We start from the raw sequence: 15,438 nt of genomic DNA on the forward strand, positions 1-15,438 counted from the left end.
GGTGTTGTAGGGGCGTGGTCACGCGGGGAGGCGCGGCTGGTGCCGGGAGACCGGCAGGGGTGCGGGTCGCGTGGGGAGGCGTGGCTGCTGCCGGAAGACCGGCAGGGGTGCGGGTCGCGTGGGGAGGCGTGGCTGCGGCTTGCCGGGCCGGGTGGTGCAGCAAGGGAGTGCGGGTCGCGCGGGGAGGTGCGGCCGCGGGTTGCAGGATCGAGTGGTGCCGCGAGGGCCCAAGTCGCACGGGGAGGTGCGGTTGCCCGGCTCGGATGGTGCCGCTCGGTGTCGCCGAGGGGGTCTTGTCCTGGTGTCGTGCGGGTGGGCGTGGTCACGCGGGGAGGCGTGGCTGCGGTTGCCCGGTGAGGGTGGTGTCGCGAGGGGGCGACACCACCCCGCTTCGGCCCTTCCGCAGCGGGGTGAAAGCTCCGCAGCCTGTGAAAGTCCCACGGAGCCGAAAGCTCCGCGGCTGCGGCTTGCGGGTCCGGCGCCGACTCGTTCGTCAGACCGGCTCGGTGAGCGCCAGCAAAGCCCGCCGCAGGGTTGCCGCGCTGGCGTCGCGTGGCTCGGTCAGTGCCGCCGCCTCCGTGGCTGCCTCGGCCGCCGCTGCCTTGTCGCCGGTCGCCTCGTACGCGCGGTGCAGGACCAGCCACGTGAGGCTCGTCGCGGGGCGGCCGCCCATCTCGCGGAACTCGTCCAGGCACGCTCGCAGCACCGGGATCGCCTGTGCCGCACGGCCTTCGCCGATCCAGCTCGCGGCGATCGCTCGGGTGCATGACAGCTCGCGCGGCCGTTCGTCCAGCTCCCGGGCCAGGTCACGAGCCGCCTCGAAGGCCTCCACCGACCGCCGCCGCTCGCCTCGGAACGCTTCGATCGCTCCCAGCGTGCGCAGGGATTTCGCGAGCGACGACCGGGCCGGTGTCGTCCGCAGCAGCGTCACCGATTCCGTGATCGCCGATGCAGCTTCAAGAGGCTGTCCGCTGAGCAGCAACGACCACGCGACGCCGTGCAGGGCGATCCCCAGCTCTCGCGGCTCGCCGGATTTTCGGGCCAGCGCCACGGTTTCCTCGTCGACGTCCAGGGCGTCGACGACCCGGCCCAGCCGGTGCAGCGCGGCCGACTCCGCCGCTCGGACCCAGCCCAGCTCGGCCACTTCACCGTCCACAGTGAACAGTTCGCGCGCGTGCGCGGCGGTGTGCAGGGCTTCTTCCGCGCGGCCGAGTCCGATCAGGCAGTGCGCCAGATTGGCCGACACCCAGGCGTGGGTGCGGCGATCGCCGTGCTCCTCCAGCTTTTTCGCGCATTCGCGGTACCCCGCCGCGGCCTCCTCGTACTGGCCGCGGGCGTGGCGCAGCAGCGTCAGGTTGGCTTCGGCGATCGCCGCCAGCGGGCGGTCTTCGCCCGCGGCCGCCAGCACCGTCTCGTACCCCGCGCGCATGTCGGCGTAGTGCCCCTGCAGGTACAGGTACCCGCTGAGGCGGTCGAGCAGGAGCAGCGCGTCGTTCCGGCGGCCCAGCCCGCACAGCGTGCCGACGAGCAGCAGGAGGTTCGCGCGTTCGGCGGCGAACCAGCGCTCCGGCCGGGCCAGCAGCCGCTCGACGAGCTCGTGCGGCAACGGCTGCGGGGGTGCTTTCCGGGCCAGCGCCGGCATCGGCACGGTGCGTGGCAGCCGCGCCGCCGCCGTGTCGGCCAGGGCGAGCGTGGCCGCCAGCACCGTGCGCAGGCCGCCGCCGTCCGGGGCGTCGAGCTCCGTCGCGTAGAGACGGACGAGGTCGTGCAGCCGGTAACGGCCTTCGCCGGTCTCGTCCGGGCCGCCGGACTCCAGCAGGCTGGCCTCGACGAGCTCTTCGACGGCTTCGTCGGCCCCCGGGTCGTCGATCAGCGCGGTGACCGCCCAGGCGGGCAGGTCGAGGTTGGTGCAGCGGCCGATCAGCCGGAACGCGCGCCGCGTGAGCGGGCGGAGGCCGTCGTAGCTGAGCGCGATGCTGCCCCGGACGCCGAGGTCGCTGACCGTCAGCTCGTCGAGCCGGCGGACCTCGTCCTCGAGCCGGTCGGCCAGCTCGGCGAGCCGCAGGTGCGGGCGGATGGCCAGCCTGCTGCCCGCGATCCGCAGCGCCAGCGGCAGGTGGTCGCAGGCCGCGATGATGCGCGCGGCGTCGGCGGGTTCCCGCGCCACGCGGCCGCCCGCGAGCCGGGTCAGCAGGCTCGCCGCGTCGGCGTCCGGCAGCGGCCCGAGCGGCAGCCGGTGCGCGCCGGCGAGGCCGCTGAGCCGGCGCCGGCTCGTCACCAGGACGGCGCAGCCCGGCGTGCCCGGCAGCAGGGTCCGGACGTGCTCGGGGTCGGTGGCGTCGTCGAGCACCACCAGCACCCGGCGGTCGGTCAGCCGGCCGCGGAACACCGCCGCGCGGGCGCGGACGTCGTCCGGGATGGCCGGGCCGGTGACGCCGAGCGCGCGCAGCAGGTCGGCCAGGACGTCACCGAGGTCACGCGGGCCGGACGGGACGTAGAGCTGGCCGTCCGGGAACCGCGCCCGCAGCCGGTGGGCGGCGCGCACGGCCAGGGTGCTCTTGCCCGCGCCCGGCTCGCCGCTGAGCACCGCGACGGGGACGCCGTCACCGCTGCCCAGTACTTCGGTGAGTTCCGCGAGTTCGGCGTCGCGGCCGGTGAAGTCCGCGACGTCCGGCGGCAGCTGGCACACCGGCCAGACCGGCGCGGGCTGCCGCGGCACCGGATCCTCGCCGCGCAGCACGGCCGCGTGCACCCGGCGGGCTTCGGCGCCCGGTTCGACGCCCAGCTCCTCGATCAGCGTGGTCCGCAGCCGCCGGTAGATCTCGAGCGAATCGCCCTGCCGGCCGGCGCGGTGCAGCGCGGTCATCAGCTGCGCGGCCAGCCGTTCGCGCAGCGGGTGCTCGGTGATCATCGCCTGCAGCTCGCCGGTCAGCTCCCCGTGCCGCCCGGCGGTCAGCTCGGCGTCGACGCAGTCCTCGAAGACGGCGAGCCGCTCGGACTCCAGCCGTGCGACGTCGGCCTCGAGCCGCGGCACGGGCAGCCCGGCCAGCACCGGTCCCCGCCACTGCGCGAGCGCCCGCCGGTAGTGCTTCGACGCGGCGACGGCGTCCCCGGCCCGCTTCCCTTCGGCGACGGCCGCCCGGAACGCCAGCAGGTCGAGCTCGTGCGGCTCGGCCCGCAGCCGGTAGCCGAGCGGCCCGTGCTCGACGCGCAGGCCGTCGATCCGCTCGCGCAGCCGCGAGAGGTAGGTGTGCAGGTTCGAGGCGTACGACTTCGGCGGCCGTTCCGGCCACAGCGCTTCGACCAGCACGTCGACGTGGACGTGCTGGTTGGCGTTCAGCAGCAGCACGGCCAGCAGCGTGCGCTGCCGGGCTCCGCGCAGCACCGGCCACTGGCCCGGCGGGCTTTCGATCGCGAGCGCACCGAGCACGGCGAAGTACGCCATGTCACCTTCCTGGACGGGCGAGCAGGGAGGGCCACGGTAGCGGAGGGCACCGACAGAATCGGCGCCCGAAGGTCCGGAGCTGGCGTTCGCCCGATCGGGAAAGTATAGTGATCGCTATACTCGACGGGTGCCGGGTCAGGACTGGGAAATCTACGTTGCCGATGAAGTTCTCGAGTGGATCACGCAGCTCGACGACCCGACGCATGCCCGTGTGGTGCAGGCGATCGACGCTCTGGCGGAGGGCGGCCCCGGCTTGGGGCGGCCTCTGGTCGACACGATCGTCGGGTCTCGGATCCAGAACCTCAAGGAGCTGAGGCCGGGTACCGTGCGGATCCTGTTCGTCTTCGATCCGTGGCGGTCGAGTGTGCTGCTCATCGCCGGGGACAAGGCGGGACAGTGGAACGCCTGGTACAGGGAAGCGATTCCGCAGGCTGAAGATCGATACGAACGCTACCTGAAGGAACGCCAGGCAGAGGAGGGCCGGAAGTGACGGGGTACTCGCGTTGGAAGGACGTGCGCGCGACGCACGTCGAGCGCGCCGGTGGTGAGGAAGCGGTCGAGGCGGGCAAGCAAGAGCTGCTCGCCACGGTGCAAGGGCATCGCCTCGCCGAGATCCGCCGTAGCCGCGGTCTGACCCAGCAGCAGCTGGCCGAGCGCATGGGCGTCACGAAAGGCCGGGTCTCGCAGATCGAACAGGGCAAGGTCTCCGGCCTCGAGGTACTCGCCCGATACGCCGAGGCCTTAGGGGGTCGGCTCCACCAGTCGATCTACTTCGAAGACGGCGACATCGCTGCCATCGCCTGAGTGAAATCACGGCCGGTGGGGACCCTCCGGCGGCTCGCCTATTACGCTCCACCCGGACATTCAGGACCTACCCGGGGAGCGGTCGTGTCAGCTGGAGGCGGAACCAAGGCGATCATCGCCGCGCTGGGAGCCAATGCCGGGATCGCGGCCGCGAAGTTCGTCGGCTTCCTCGTCACCGGGTCGTCGTCGATGCTGGCGGAGTCGGTGCACTCGCTGGCCGACACCACGAACCAGGGCCTGCTGCTGCTCGGCCAGAAGACGTCGAAGCGCGCGGCTGACAAGGAGCACCCCTTCGGCTACGGCCGCGACCGGTACTTCTACTCCTTCATCGTCGCGCTGCTGCTGTTCACCCTCGGCTCCGCCTTCGCGATCTACGAGGGCATCCACAAGATCGGTGAGCCGGAGCCGCTCTCGTCGCCGATCGTCGCCGTGATCATCCTGCTCGTCGCGGTGGGCCTCGAGGGCTACAGCTTCTACACCGCCGTCGGCGAGTCGAAGAAGATCAAGGGTGACGTCAGCTGGTGGGGCTTCATCCGCCAGGCCAAGGAGCCGGAGCTGCCGGTCGTCCTGCTGGAGGACGCGGGCGCGCTGCTCGGTCTCGTCCTCGCGCTGCTCGGCGTCGGGCTGTCGGTGGTCACCGGCGATCCGGTCTGGGACGGCGTCGGCACCCTCGGCATCGGCCTGCTGCTCGGCGTCATCGCGATCATCCTGATCGTCGAGATGAAGAGCCTGCTCATCGGCGAAGGCGCCAACCCGGGGGTCCTCGCGACGATCGTCGACGAGCTGGCCGCGGGCAAGGTCGAGCGCGTCATCCACATCCGCACCCAGTACCTCGGTCCGGACGAGCTGCTCGTCGCGGCGAAGCTCGCGCTGGTGCCCGGCCTCGACACCGCCGAGGTGGCCACGGCCATCGACGACGCCGAGGCGCGCGTGCGCTCGAAGGTGCCGGTCGCGAAGCTCATCTACCTCGAGCCGGACCTGGACCGCAGCCTCACGAGGTAGCGCTTTCAGCGAGCCGACCACGGCGTGACCCGTTAGGGTGACCTACTGCGAAACACCCAGGCCAGCCGCAGGAGGTCAACCGTGCCCGGAACGGGATTGTGGCGCACCAAATCCATCGAGCAGTCTATTTCGGACACCGACGAACCGGACACCAAGCTCCGGCGCAACCTGAGCGCCTGGGACCTCACGGTGTTCGGTGTCGCGGTCGTCATCGGCGCGGGCATCTTCACGCTCACCGCGCGCGCGGCCGGTGACTACGCCGGCCCGTCGGTCTCGCTCGCGTTCGTGTTCGCCGCGATCGCGTGCGCGCTGGCGGCGCTCTGCTACGCCGAGTTCGCCTCGACCGTGCCGGTCGCGGGCAGCGCGTACACGTTCTCCTACGCCACGTTCGGCGAGTTCATGGCGTGGATCATCGGCTGGGACCTGATCCTGGAGCTCGCCGTCGGCGCCGCCGCGGTGTCCAAGGGCTGGTCGGTGTACCTCGAAACCGTGCTGAGCTACCTGTTCGGCAAGGGCGCCAAGACGACGTTCGACATCGGCAGCGTCACGGTCGACTGGGGCGCGCTGGTCGTCGTGGCGATCCTGACGACGCTGCTGGCCGTCGGCACCAAGCTGTCCTCGCGGGTTTCGATGGTGATCACCGGCATCAAGGTCGCCGTGGTGCTGTTCGTGATCATCCTCGGCATCTTCTACATCAAGGGCGCCAACTACACGCCGTACATCCCGCCGGGCTCGACCGGCGGTGCGGGCGAGACCGGCGTCGACCAGTCGCTCTTCTCGCTGATCGCGGGCGGCGCGAGCAGCTCGTACGGCGTCTTCGGCCTGCTGGCCGGCGCCTCGCTGGTGTTCTTCGCGTTCATCGGGTTCGACATCGTGGCGACCACCGCCGAGGAGACGAAGAACCCGCAGAAGTCCGTGCCTCGCGGCATCTTCGGCTCGCTGATCATCGTCACCGTGCTCTACGTCGCGGTCTCGCTCGTGGTCGTGGGCATGACGTCCTACAAGGACCTGGCCACTTCGGCCGGCGACGGCAGCCACAAGACGCTCGCCACCGCGTTCTCAGCCAACGGCGTCGACTGGGCGGCCAACCTCATCTCCTTCGGCGCGCTGGCCGGCCTGACCACCGTCGTCATGGTGCTGATGCTCGGCCAGGTCCGGATCATCTACGCCATGTCCCGCGACGGCCTGATGCCGCGCAACCTGGCGAAGACCGGCGAGAGCGGGACGCCGAAGCGCGCGACGATCATCGTCGGCGGTCTGGTCGCCCTCGCGGCGACGTTCTTCCCGGCGGACAAGCTGGAGGAGATGGTCAACGTCGGCACGCTCTTCGCGTTCGTGCTGGTGTCGGCGGGCGTCCTGATCCTGCGCCGGACGCGCCCTGACCTGCCCCGGGCGTTCAAGGTGCCGCTGGTGCCGCTCATCCCGATCCTGGCCATCCTGGCCTGCCTCTGGCTGATGCTGAACCTGACCGTGCTGACCTGGCTGCGGTTCATCGTGTGGATGGTGATCGGCGTGGTCATCTACTTCGCCTACAGCCGCCGGCACTCGTTGCTCGGCAAGCGTCAGGCCGACGGTGTCGAAGGCGTCGAATCGCCGGCCAAGCCCTCCGGGAGCTGATTCACCCACTCTTTCGTGGTGCGCCCCGCCGACCTGCTTTCCGCAGGTCGGCGGAGTTTTTTGTGGATCTGGGCAGAACGGGCGTCGCGAGACGATCTTGCTTTTGGTGCCCAAAAGGGGACCCCATGTAGCGGGCCGAGTGACGTGCGATACCTTTCGATCCTTCGTGTGCCACTGACGGGTGAATTACAGCAGTGTGATTTCACGCTAGGTGGTGCCGCGATCACAACTTTCCAAGGTGTCCCCCCGCCTGGCACAGGAGTTCTGAATGCGTAGTCGTACCCTCCGCGGCTCGGCCGCGATCATCGCGCTCACCGCCGCCGCCCTCATCGGCACCGCCGGCTCCGCGCTGGCCTGCCACAGTGACGACAACCGCCCGCACCCGACGCCCGGCAAGGCCACGCCGTGCGCCGAGGGCACCGACCTGGGCCAGGGCGACGTCGTCGCCAAGATCACGAACAACCGCCTGGCCATCACCAAGGTCAACGAAGGCGTCACGGTCAAGCGCATCGTCGTCATCGGCGGCGACGACGGCTTCAACGACTACACCCCGGGCGCCCGCGGCCTGGACAAGAACGCCCCGTGGACCGACCTGCGCGCGCCGTTCAGCCGCAACGGCCACCAGGCCGGCATCGAGAAGTGGTACCTCTGCGGCTCGAAGACGGTCACCAAGCCGACCGAGACCACGACGGCGCCGACCAAGCCGGCCCCGACGACCGAGGCCACGAAGCCGAGCGCCCCGGCGACCTCGGACACCTCGGTCTCGCCGACCAGCTCGACCGCGCCGGCCGTCGTGCCCGCGGGCAACGAGTCCGGCACCGGCGGCGGCCTGGCCAACACCGGTTTCGACAACATGTGGCTCGTGTGGATCGCCGCGCTGCTGATCCTCGGCGGTGGCGGCCTGCTCGCGCTGCTGAAGTTCCGCCGCAAGGCTTCCGAGTGAAGCTGAGCTAGCCCGAAAGTTCCGTGAAGTCCCCCTTACCGGCTCAAGATGCCGGGAAGGGGGCCTTCACGGCTTTCCGGGGAAGTCCGGGAAGAGCAGCCCCTGTACGCCGCCGTTCGGTTTGCCGAGCCCGGCCGCCATCGCGACGGCGTGGTCCCATTCCGCGTCGACGACGTAGTCCTGGTGCCTGAGCACCCCCGGCGCCCAGCGGTGCCGCCCGGTCGGGCCGCGCAGCGGATCCGGCAGCCAGTGGTCGCCGCCCAGGATGAGGACGCCGTTCTCGTCGGCCTTCGCCTTCAACGGGCCGCAGCCGCCTTCGGCCAGGAAGCCGACGCCGTACAGCTTCCGGTCGGAGACCTCGTGCCGCCACGTCGTCACGCCGCCGCCGAAGATGTCCGTGCCGCGGCACAGCGCCCGCCACCGGCCGTCGAGGCTTTCGAAGAGCTGCTCCAGCGACTCCTGCGGCAGCAGCGCGGGGAACGCGCGCTGGTAGCCCCACTGCAGCGGTGAGCCGGCGGTCAGCACGCCGACGCGTTCGCGGTCGGTCTCCGGCAGTTCGGCCGCGAGCCGCGCGGCGGCCATGACCGTGAGCAGGCTGCCGAGGTTGTAGCCGGACAGCACCACCCGCGTCCCCGGCTCCTTGAGGTGCTCGCGCACGCGCGCGGCCAGTTCGGGGACGACCTTCAGCGCGTAGCACGGCGGCACGGTCGGGTGCGCCGCCCGCGGCCAGAAGCAGACGAGGTCGGCGAGCGCGCCGAGGTGCCGGCTGCGCTGCGGGGTGCGCGCGGCCGTGTAGACGACGCGCAGCAGCCCCGCCGCCAGCGCGCCGAGCGCGACGACGCCGATCGCCGACAGCGGCCCGAACCAGCCGGGGACCAGCCCGAACCCGAACCGCAGCACCAGCAGCGCCGCGCCGCCCGCCGACATCGCGGACGCCACGGTGAGGGCCAGGTGGTGCAGGTGCCGCCGTTCCCACGCCGACCGCGCCCACGCCGCCGCGGCCTGGGCCTCCTGCTGGGCGTCGTGCTCCATCAGCCCGACGATCGCCGGGATGCCCCGCCGCAGCCGGCGCACCGGGACGGCGACCGCGAAACCCAGCAGGGACAGCACCGCCGCGAGCGCCAGCCCGGCGCCCCACAGGACCGTGACCAGCAGGTACGTGTCGGGCACCTGCAGGAGCCCGGCCCCGGAGAGGCGCCGGACGGCTTCGGCGAGCCCGGCACCGAACCCGCCGCCGAGCAGCTCGGCGAGCGCGAGCACCGGCGCGGCCGCCCAGCCGCCCGCCCACGGCCGCAGCCGGCGCGGCTTGTGCTTCCAGGTGGTCCGGGCCAGCAGCGCGGCCGGGGCCAGGAACAGCGCGAACAGCACGGTGACCCCGACCAGCGACGCGCCGAGGCCCTCGACGACGCCGTTGGTCCCCGGCAGCCGGCCCGGGCCGGGGCGCAGCCGCACCGCCGCGACGACGACCAGCAGCACGGCGAACGCGATCAGGCCGCGGCGGGCGATCCGGCCGGTGTCCGTGCCGATCGCCGCGGCGCCGACGGCGGCGAGCACCAGCGCCAGCGTGGCGATCCAGACGACCAGGTCGAAGACGGCCCCCGGCACCCGGAACGGCCCGCCGAGCAGCAGCAGCGCGACCGACGCGAGCGCGGCGACGGTGTGCAGCCCGCGCAGCGCCGGCGTCCCGGAGCCGGTGCGCATCCGCAGCGGGCCTTCGACGCGGTCGCTCTCGGCGTGCACCGCCCAGCTCGCCGAGGAGATCCGGTGCAGCACGAAGATCACCACGAGCAGCGGGAGGACGCCGACCACGATCCGCGCGGGCAGCGTGCGGAGGTTGTCCGGGATCGCGGGCAGGCAGCCCGAGCCGGGGGCCAGGCACTGCGCGGCGAACAGGTCGAGCGCGATCGCCGCGAGCTGGCCCATCAGCAGCATGGTGAGCAGCAGGGCCGCGACGCGCAGCAGGCCGCGGCACACCGCGCCGAGCACGCGGGGGAGGCGGCGGCCGGGCGGGACCGCCGGCAGCATCCAGAACGCGACGTTGGCCAGGGAGAACGGGAACAGCAGGGCCCAGGTCGCCTTCGCGGCGCCCCCCGACGTCATGCCGTGCCAGAGGTAGCCCTCGAGGGTCCGCGGGATCGACCGGCCCAGTGCCGGCAGCATCGGCCCCGGTGCCGGCCGCCGCAGCCGGTCCGCCGGGCGGATCACGCGGCCCAGCCCGTCGCCGGCGACGTCGACGGTCGCGACCGCGTCGAGCAGGGTCTCGCCGCTGGTGCCCACGAGGCCGGCGACGCGGATTTCGACGACGCGGGTGTCCGGGCCGGGCATGGGCACGGTGAAGGCCTCCTGAGCTGCCGCGAATCGCTTTCTAGGGAAGGTCGAGCGGACAACGGTAGTGTTCGGTAGTCATCGAGTCTTGGAGGAATCGCCACTATGACCCCCGAAAGCGTTGCCAAGCGGCACGAGACCCGCAACGGCATCGAGTTCGCCGTCGCCGACCTCGATGCCGCCGAATTCGGCCGCAAGGAGATCCGCCTCGCCGAGCACGAGATGCCCGGACTGATGGCGCTGCGGCGCGAGTACGCGGAGGTCTACCCCCTGCGCGGGGCGCGGGTCTCCGGTTCCCTGCACATGACCGTCCAGACCGCCGTGCTCATCGAGACGCTGGTGTCGCTGGGTGCCGAGGTGCGCTGGGCGTCCTGCAACATCTTCTCGACGCAGGACCACGCGGCCGCCGCGGTCGTCCTCGGCCCGAACGGCACGGCCGAGGAGCCCAAGGGCGTCCCGGTCTTCGCGTGGAAGGGCGAGTCGCTCGAGGAGTACTGGTGGTGCACCGAGCGGATGCTCACCTGGGACGGCGAGGGTCCCAACATGATCCTCGACGACGGTGGCGACGCCACCATGCTCGTCCACAAGGGCACCGAGTTCGAGAAGTCGGGTGTCGTGCCGGCCCCGGACGAGAACACCTCGGACGAGTTCCGCGTGTTCCTCGAGCTGCTGAAGGCGTCGGTCGCTTCGGACACCGGCAAGTGGACGAAGATCGGCGAGGGCATCCGCGGCGTCACCGAGGAGACCACCACCGGCGTGCTGCGGCTGTACCAGCTGGCCGCGGCCGGTGAGCTGCTGTTCCCGGCGATCAACGTCAACGACGCCGTGACGAAGTCGAAGTTCGACAACCGCTACGGCATCCGCCACTCGCTGATCGACGGCATCAACCGCGGCACCGACGTCCTCATCGGCGGCAAGGTCGCGGTCGTCTGCGGTTACGGCGACGTCGGCAAGGGCGCGGCGGAGTCGCTGCGCGGCCAGGGTGCCCGCGTGATCGTCACCGAGATCGACCCGATCTGCGCGCTGCAGGCGGCGATGGACGGCTACCAGGTCCAGACGCTGAAGAACGCGCTGCCCACCGCCGACATCGTGATCACGACGACCGGCAACAAGGACGTCGTGCTGGTCGAGGACATGGCGAAGATGAAGCACCAGGCGATCCTGGGCAACATCGGCCACTTCGACAACGAGCTCGACATGGCGGGCCTGCAGCGCTACCCGGGCATCCGGCGGATCACCATCAAGCCGCAGGTCGACGAGTGGATCTTCCCGAACGGCAACACGATCATCGTGCTGTCCGAGGGCCGCCTGCTCAACCTGGGCAACGCGACCGGCCACCCGTCGTTCGTGATGTCGAACAGCTTCTCCAACCAGGTGATCGCGCAGGTCGAGCTGTTCACCAAGCACGAGGAGTACGACAAGGAGGTCTTCCGCCTCCCCAAGAAGCTCGACGAGAAGGTCGCGAAGATCCACCTCGACGCGCTCGGTGGCGAGCTGACCAAGCTCACCAAGGAGCAGGCCGAGTACATCGACGTCGACGTCGAAGGCCCGTTCAAGGCGGACCACTACCGCTACTGAGCCTTTTGACAGGTCAGGCCGCCCCGGACACGTCCGGGGCGGCCTTTCTGTTCTGCGTCGCGAACAGTGATAGCACGAACGGGTGACGCGCTATCATGGTGGCGTGAAGCAGCTGATCACCCGGATCGACGACGAGCTGCACGCCCGGTTGAAGGCTCGCGCCGAAGCTGAGGGGCGCAGCATGAACGACCTGGTCACCGAGGCCCTGCGGGGTGTGGTGGCACAGACCGAGAGCCTGCTTGAACGACGCGACCGCCTCGTCGCCGAAGGCAAGCTGCTCGTCTTCGAACCAGAGGGCGAGGCGCCGGGGCACGACAGGCTGGAGGAACTCTCGCGCGGCTGGGGCACGGCCGTCGGCGAGGCGCTCGCCTGGACCCGGGGTGAACGGTGACCGTTCTCTACGCCGACACGAGTGCCGTGGCCGGGGCCTACCTCACCGACGAGACCGATCACGTCGAGCTGCGGAAGCTGCTGATCGACGGCGGGCACCTGGTCCTCACCAGCGAGTTGACCCGGCTGGAGTTCGCGAGCGCGGTCACCGCGGCCCAGCGGACCGGGCGCATCCCGGACGCCAAGGAGTTCCTGCACCAGTTCGACCAGGATTCGCGAACGGTGCTCGGGGTGATCCCGCTGGCACCACCGCGGATCATCGCCGCGGCTCGCAGGCTGGTGCTGGACTACCCGCTCCGCACCCTCGCCGCGATCCACATCGCGGTCGCGATGCACGACACGGCGGAGCTGACCGGCGGTGCGCCGGTGACCTTCGTGACCAGGGACGACCGCCAAGCCGAGGCGGCCAGGGCCAACGGGTTAGAGGTGCTGTGACCGTCATCGGCGGCGGCCCCGCGTAGCCCGTCACGGCCTCGATGTCCCGCCGGCGGGAGACCGATCACGCGAGTCACGGCCCGGTCACGTGTGTCGACTCTCCAATCACGCGAGTCGGCCCCCCAGTCACGCGTGCCGACCCTTCGATCACGCGTGCCGGCCCTTCGGCCACCCGAGTCGGCCGCAGCGGTCAGGGGTGAACCCGGCATCACCCGTGATCAGACAGGCATCACTTGTGATCGGGGAGCCGACTCGCGTGATTGGGGGGACGACACGCGGGGCGGCAGTGCAGGCCGGGGCAGCGGGACGTCAGTTCCACTCCACCGCGACCCCGGCCAACCCCGGACCCGCGTCGTTGAAGAACGCGCTGCTCACGCCGCCCATGTCGCACGCCAGTTCCTCCGCCACCACCGGCAGGGCGTCGTCGCGGGCGCGGACCTGGCGGGTGCAGCGGGCCGGGAGGGCGTTGCGGTCGAAGCGGAGCTGGACCAGGTAGCTCGCGCAGCGGTCGCGCAGCATCCGGTAGTAGCCCGGCGACGCCGACCCCGAGTCGTCGCGGACCTCGAAGCAGAACACGTGGATGTCGCCCTCAGCGAGCTTGCGGTCGAACAGCAGCTCCGTCGCCATCGTGTCCGCGTCCGGGTTGCGGCGCATGCGGCCGACCCGGCAGCCCTCGTCCGTGATCAGCTCGACGTCGTCGATGCGGCAGCCCGGGTCGCCGTTGTAGACCGTCAGGTAGCGGTCCGGGCCGTGCCGGCGCGCCCGCGTCACCAGGCGGGTCCGGAGGCTGACCTGCCGGTGCTCGGCGTCGAACGTGATCGTGTCGTGGACCGACAGCAGCTCGAGGTCGCCGTTGTAGTGGTTCGACGACGGGTACGCGCCGAGCTCGGCGAGCAGGTCCTCGACGATCGACCCCATGTCACCGGAACGCAAGTCGTGGAACGACGCCGCCGGCTGGTGGCCGCGGCGGACCAGTCGCGGGCCGATCAGCACCACGAGGGCGTCCGCGGGCAGCTGGAGGACCGATTCCAGGGCCCGGACCGCCGGCAGCGCCTTGGGTACCTCGGGCTGCCGCAGCCCGCGTTGCCAGTAACTCAGCGTCGACTGTCCGATTTGGACCCCGCGCAGCGCGAGGTGCGCGCGCAGCCGGGCGAGCGAGAGGCCGCGGTAGGCGATCGCGAGTCTCAAGGCATGGTGGAATTCGCCGGTCCGGAGCGCTTCGGTCAGCTCTTTCGGCAGTTCGGCGACCGATGCCCGGGTCGCCCGGGCGCCATCGATGATCAGTGGAAGGTTCCCGTCTTGTACCACCGCTCGTCCCTTCACCCGACCAGTGTGTGCGCTGGGCGTGAACACCGCGGAACGTTCACGTTAGCAGCGTAGAGTGGGCGTGCCGACCCCCGTTCAGGGTGGTTGGCCACGTGATGGTGACTGTTCCGCGTTCCGGCTACCCCCCGGAACGGTCCGTTCCTCCAGATGGCGTTCTTGCTCCGGGTGATGGCGTTGTTCACCGTGGTGACCACCGCTGGTTCGCCCACGTTCGAGCAGGAGGCCGTCCGTGCTGGTGAAGTCGAGCAGAGTCCACACCGCACTGGCGGTGAGCCTGATGTTGTGCCTGGTCGTGCCGGCCACCGCCGCCGCGTCCGGAGCGCCGTCGAACGTCCGGAACCAGATCACGATGCAGGCGCAGCAGCGGAACCAGTGGTGCTGGGCGGCGTCGGGCAACACCATCGCGGCCTACCACGGCGTCACCGTCAGCCAGACGCGCTTCTGTCAGCTGGCTCACAACACGACAGGGACCGGCTGCGCGAACCTGCCGGGCACTCTCGCCGACCCGCAACGCGCCTTCGCCCGGCTCGGGTTCACCTCGCCCGGCCGCTACCTCGACAGCCGCATCCCCTACGCCTCGATCCGGACGCAGACCGCCGCGAACCGGCCGGTCGAGACCCGGGTCGGCTACCGCTCGGGCGGCGGCCACACGCACGTCCTCTACGGCTACGACACCAGTGGCGACTGGGTGTACTGGGGTGACCCGGGGCCGGCCAAGCGCTACAACTGGTCGACCTACGGGTACTACACGCAGAATTCGTCCTTCACCTGGACGCACACGCTCACGGGGATCGCCCGATGAGCAGGCGGGCGCTGGTGCTCGCCGTGCTGACCGGCGCGGCGCTGCTGATGACGGCACCGGTGTCAGGCGCGGCCCAGGCCGCCGGCATCAGCAGCGCCGACGCCGCGGCGGCCCGGAGCGCGGCCGCCGCGCCCGGGCTCCAGGACACCCTGGTCCGGTTCTTCGCCCAAGCGCCCGGCGCGTCGGAAGCGCCGGTCTCGGTGCGGATCGCGCCGGACGCCTACCCGGTCTACGACCTGTCCCCGGACTTCGTCGCCGGCACGCCGGGTGCGACCCCGGGCGAGTTCTCCTACTTCGCCGTGCCCGTCCAGGCTTCCGACGGCCGGACCGCGACGCTCTGGTCGGTCCGCGGTGACGACGGCGCCTGGCAGGTCGGCAACATCGCCTCGGGCGACGTCGAGACGTCCTTCGCCCGCAAGCTGCCCGCCGGCGCCCAGCTGCTGCACGAACCGCAGGTCGACGCCTGGTACGCGGTCGGCGACGGCCGTGTCACGCCGCTCGCCGGCGGCGTCGCGCTGAGCCTCGCCGACTACCAGCGGGCGGTCGGGGCGAAGTACGCGGACAAGCTCCCCGGCTCGGCCTACGACCGCGACGGCGAGGCCGGCGGCTACGGCGCCACGGGCTCGGTGATGCCCCGCGGCGACGGCGGCCCGGCACCGTCCAGCAACGACACCGGCTGGGTCCCGCTGCTGATCCTGGCCGGCGTCCTCCTGGTCAGCGGCGCGGGTTACTACGTGCTGCACCTGCGGCGGGCTCCCGCCTAGTCGTACC

General features: G+C 71.3%; 13 protein-coding genes. 10 read left to right on the plus strand and 3 right to left on the minus strand.

From position 1 onward, the window contains the following. Window positions 1–493: 493 nt before the first annotated feature. A complete protein-coding gene (locus tag ACLJQZ_RS15195) occupies window positions 494–3,445 on the minus strand; it encodes a BTAD domain-containing putative transcriptional regulator (RefSeq protein WP_410620632.1) in 2,952 nt (983 codons plus the stop codon). 127 nt (window positions 3,446–3,572) lie between these two features. On the opposite strand from ACLJQZ_RS15195, the gene ACLJQZ_RS15200 reads away from it, so the two are divergent. The 5 genes from ACLJQZ_RS15200 (at window position 3,573) to ACLJQZ_RS15220 (ending at window position 7,811) form a co-directional block, all read left to right on the plus strand. Beyond that, on the plus strand, window positions 3,573–3,935 hold the full coding sequence (locus tag ACLJQZ_RS15200) for a type II toxin-antitoxin system RelE/ParE family toxin (protein WP_410620633.1): 363 nt from the start codon (window positions 3,573–3,575) through the stop codon (window positions 3,933–3,935). Then, the gene (locus tag ACLJQZ_RS15205) at window positions 3,932–4,249 is read left to right on the plus strand and encodes a helix-turn-helix domain-containing protein (protein ID WP_410620634.1); all 318 of its coding nucleotides are present in this window, start codon (window positions 3,932–3,934) and stop codon (window positions 4,247–4,249) included. The genes ACLJQZ_RS15200 and ACLJQZ_RS15205 overlap by 4 nt, the downstream gene beginning before the upstream one ends. An 84-nt stretch (window positions 4,250–4,333) precedes the next feature. Next, on the plus strand, window positions 4,334–5,251 hold the full coding sequence (locus tag ACLJQZ_RS15210; RefSeq protein WP_410620635.1) for a cation diffusion facilitator family transporter: 918 nt from the start codon (window positions 4,334–4,336) through the stop codon (window positions 5,249–5,251). An 81-nt stretch (window positions 5,252–5,332) separates the two neighbouring features. Beyond that, the gene (locus ACLJQZ_RS15215; RefSeq protein WP_410620636.1) at window positions 5,333–6,868 is read left to right on the plus strand and encodes an amino acid permease; all 1,536 of its coding nucleotides are present in this window, start codon (window positions 5,333–5,335) and stop codon (window positions 6,866–6,868) included. Between the two features lie 268 nt (window positions 6,869–7,136). After that, complete coding sequence (locus ACLJQZ_RS15220; RefSeq protein ID WP_326944297.1) at window positions 7,137–7,811, plus strand: LPXTG cell wall anchor domain-containing protein; 675 nt, start codon at window positions 7,137–7,139, stop codon at window positions 7,809–7,811. 66 nt (window positions 7,812–7,877) lie between these two features. On the opposite strand, the gene ACLJQZ_RS15225 is transcribed toward ACLJQZ_RS15220, so the two are convergent. Further along, window positions 7,878–10,136: a hypothetical protein gene (locus tag ACLJQZ_RS15225; RefSeq protein ID WP_410620809.1), complete on the minus strand. Its 2,259-nt coding sequence runs from the start codon at window positions 10,134–10,136 to the stop codon at window positions 7,878–7,880. Between the two features lie 105 nt (window positions 10,137–10,241). Here ACLJQZ_RS15225 and ahcY point away from each other — a divergent pair, with 105 nt between their 5' ends. From ahcY to ACLJQZ_RS15240, 3 genes are all read left to right on the plus strand, one after another. Next, complete coding sequence (ahcY, locus tag ACLJQZ_RS15230) at window positions 10,242–11,714, plus strand: adenosylhomocysteinase (RefSeq protein WP_410620637.1); 1,473 nt, start codon at window positions 10,242–10,244, stop codon at window positions 11,712–11,714. A 103-nt stretch (window positions 11,715–11,817) separates the two neighbouring features. Continuing rightward, window positions 11,818–12,105, plus strand: coding sequence for a FitA-like ribbon-helix-helix domain-containing protein (locus tag ACLJQZ_RS15235; protein WP_410620638.1), 288 nt, complete (start codon window positions 11,818–11,820; stop codon window positions 12,103–12,105). Beyond that, window positions 12,102–12,539 (plus strand): type II toxin-antitoxin system VapC family toxin, encoded by a 438-nt coding sequence (locus ACLJQZ_RS15240; protein WP_410620639.1) that lies wholly within the window; start codon window positions 12,102–12,104, stop codon window positions 12,537–12,539. Before ACLJQZ_RS15235 ends, ACLJQZ_RS15240 begins: the two co-directional genes overlap by 4 nt. 309 nt (window positions 12,540–12,848) lie before the next feature. On the opposite strand, the gene ACLJQZ_RS15245 is transcribed toward ACLJQZ_RS15240, so the two are convergent. Next, a complete protein-coding gene (locus tag ACLJQZ_RS15245) occupies window positions 12,849–13,847 on the minus strand; it encodes a hypothetical protein (protein ID WP_326951655.1) in 999 nt (332 codons plus the stop codon). A gap of 247 nt (window positions 13,848–14,094) precedes the next feature. On the opposite strand from ACLJQZ_RS15245, the gene ACLJQZ_RS15250 reads away from it, so the two are divergent. Next, window positions 14,095–14,667: a papain-like cysteine protease family protein gene (locus ACLJQZ_RS15250; protein ID WP_410620640.1), complete on the plus strand. Its 573-nt coding sequence runs from the start codon at window positions 14,095–14,097 to the stop codon at window positions 14,665–14,667. Beyond that, window positions 14,664–15,431, plus strand: coding sequence for a hypothetical protein (locus tag ACLJQZ_RS15255; RefSeq protein ID WP_410620641.1), 768 nt, complete (start codon window positions 14,664–14,666; stop codon window positions 15,429–15,431). Before ACLJQZ_RS15250 ends, ACLJQZ_RS15255 begins: the two co-directional genes overlap by 4 nt. Window positions 15,432–15,438: the final 7 nt, after the last annotated feature.

The organism is Amycolatopsis sp. cmx-8-4, from assembly GCF_046548675.1.
Lineage (GTDB): Bacteria > Actinomycetota > Actinomycetes > Mycobacteriales > Pseudonocardiaceae > Amycolatopsis.

Excerpts from the sequence above, each read along its gene's own strand:
- ACLJQZ_RS15195 (WP_410620632.1), bottom strand. The coding sequence starts at position 3,445 with ATGGCGTACTTCGCCGTGCTCGGTGCGCTCGCGATCGAAAGCCCGCCG.
- ACLJQZ_RS15220 (WP_326944297.1), top strand. The coding sequence starts at position 7,137 with ATGCGTAGTCGTACCCTCCGCGGCTCGGCCGCGATCATCGCGCTCACC.
- ACLJQZ_RS15225 (WP_410620809.1), bottom strand. The coding sequence starts at position 10,136 with ATGCCCGGCCCGGACACCCGCGTCGTCGAAATCCGCGTCGCCGGCCTC.
- ahcY (WP_410620637.1), top strand. The coding sequence starts at position 10,242 with ATGACCCCCGAAAGCGTTGCCAAGCGGCACGAGACCCGCAACGGCATC.
- ACLJQZ_RS15255 (WP_410620641.1), top strand. The coding sequence starts at position 14,664 with ATGAGCAGGCGGGCGCTGGTGCTCGCCGTGCTGACCGGCGCGGCGCTG.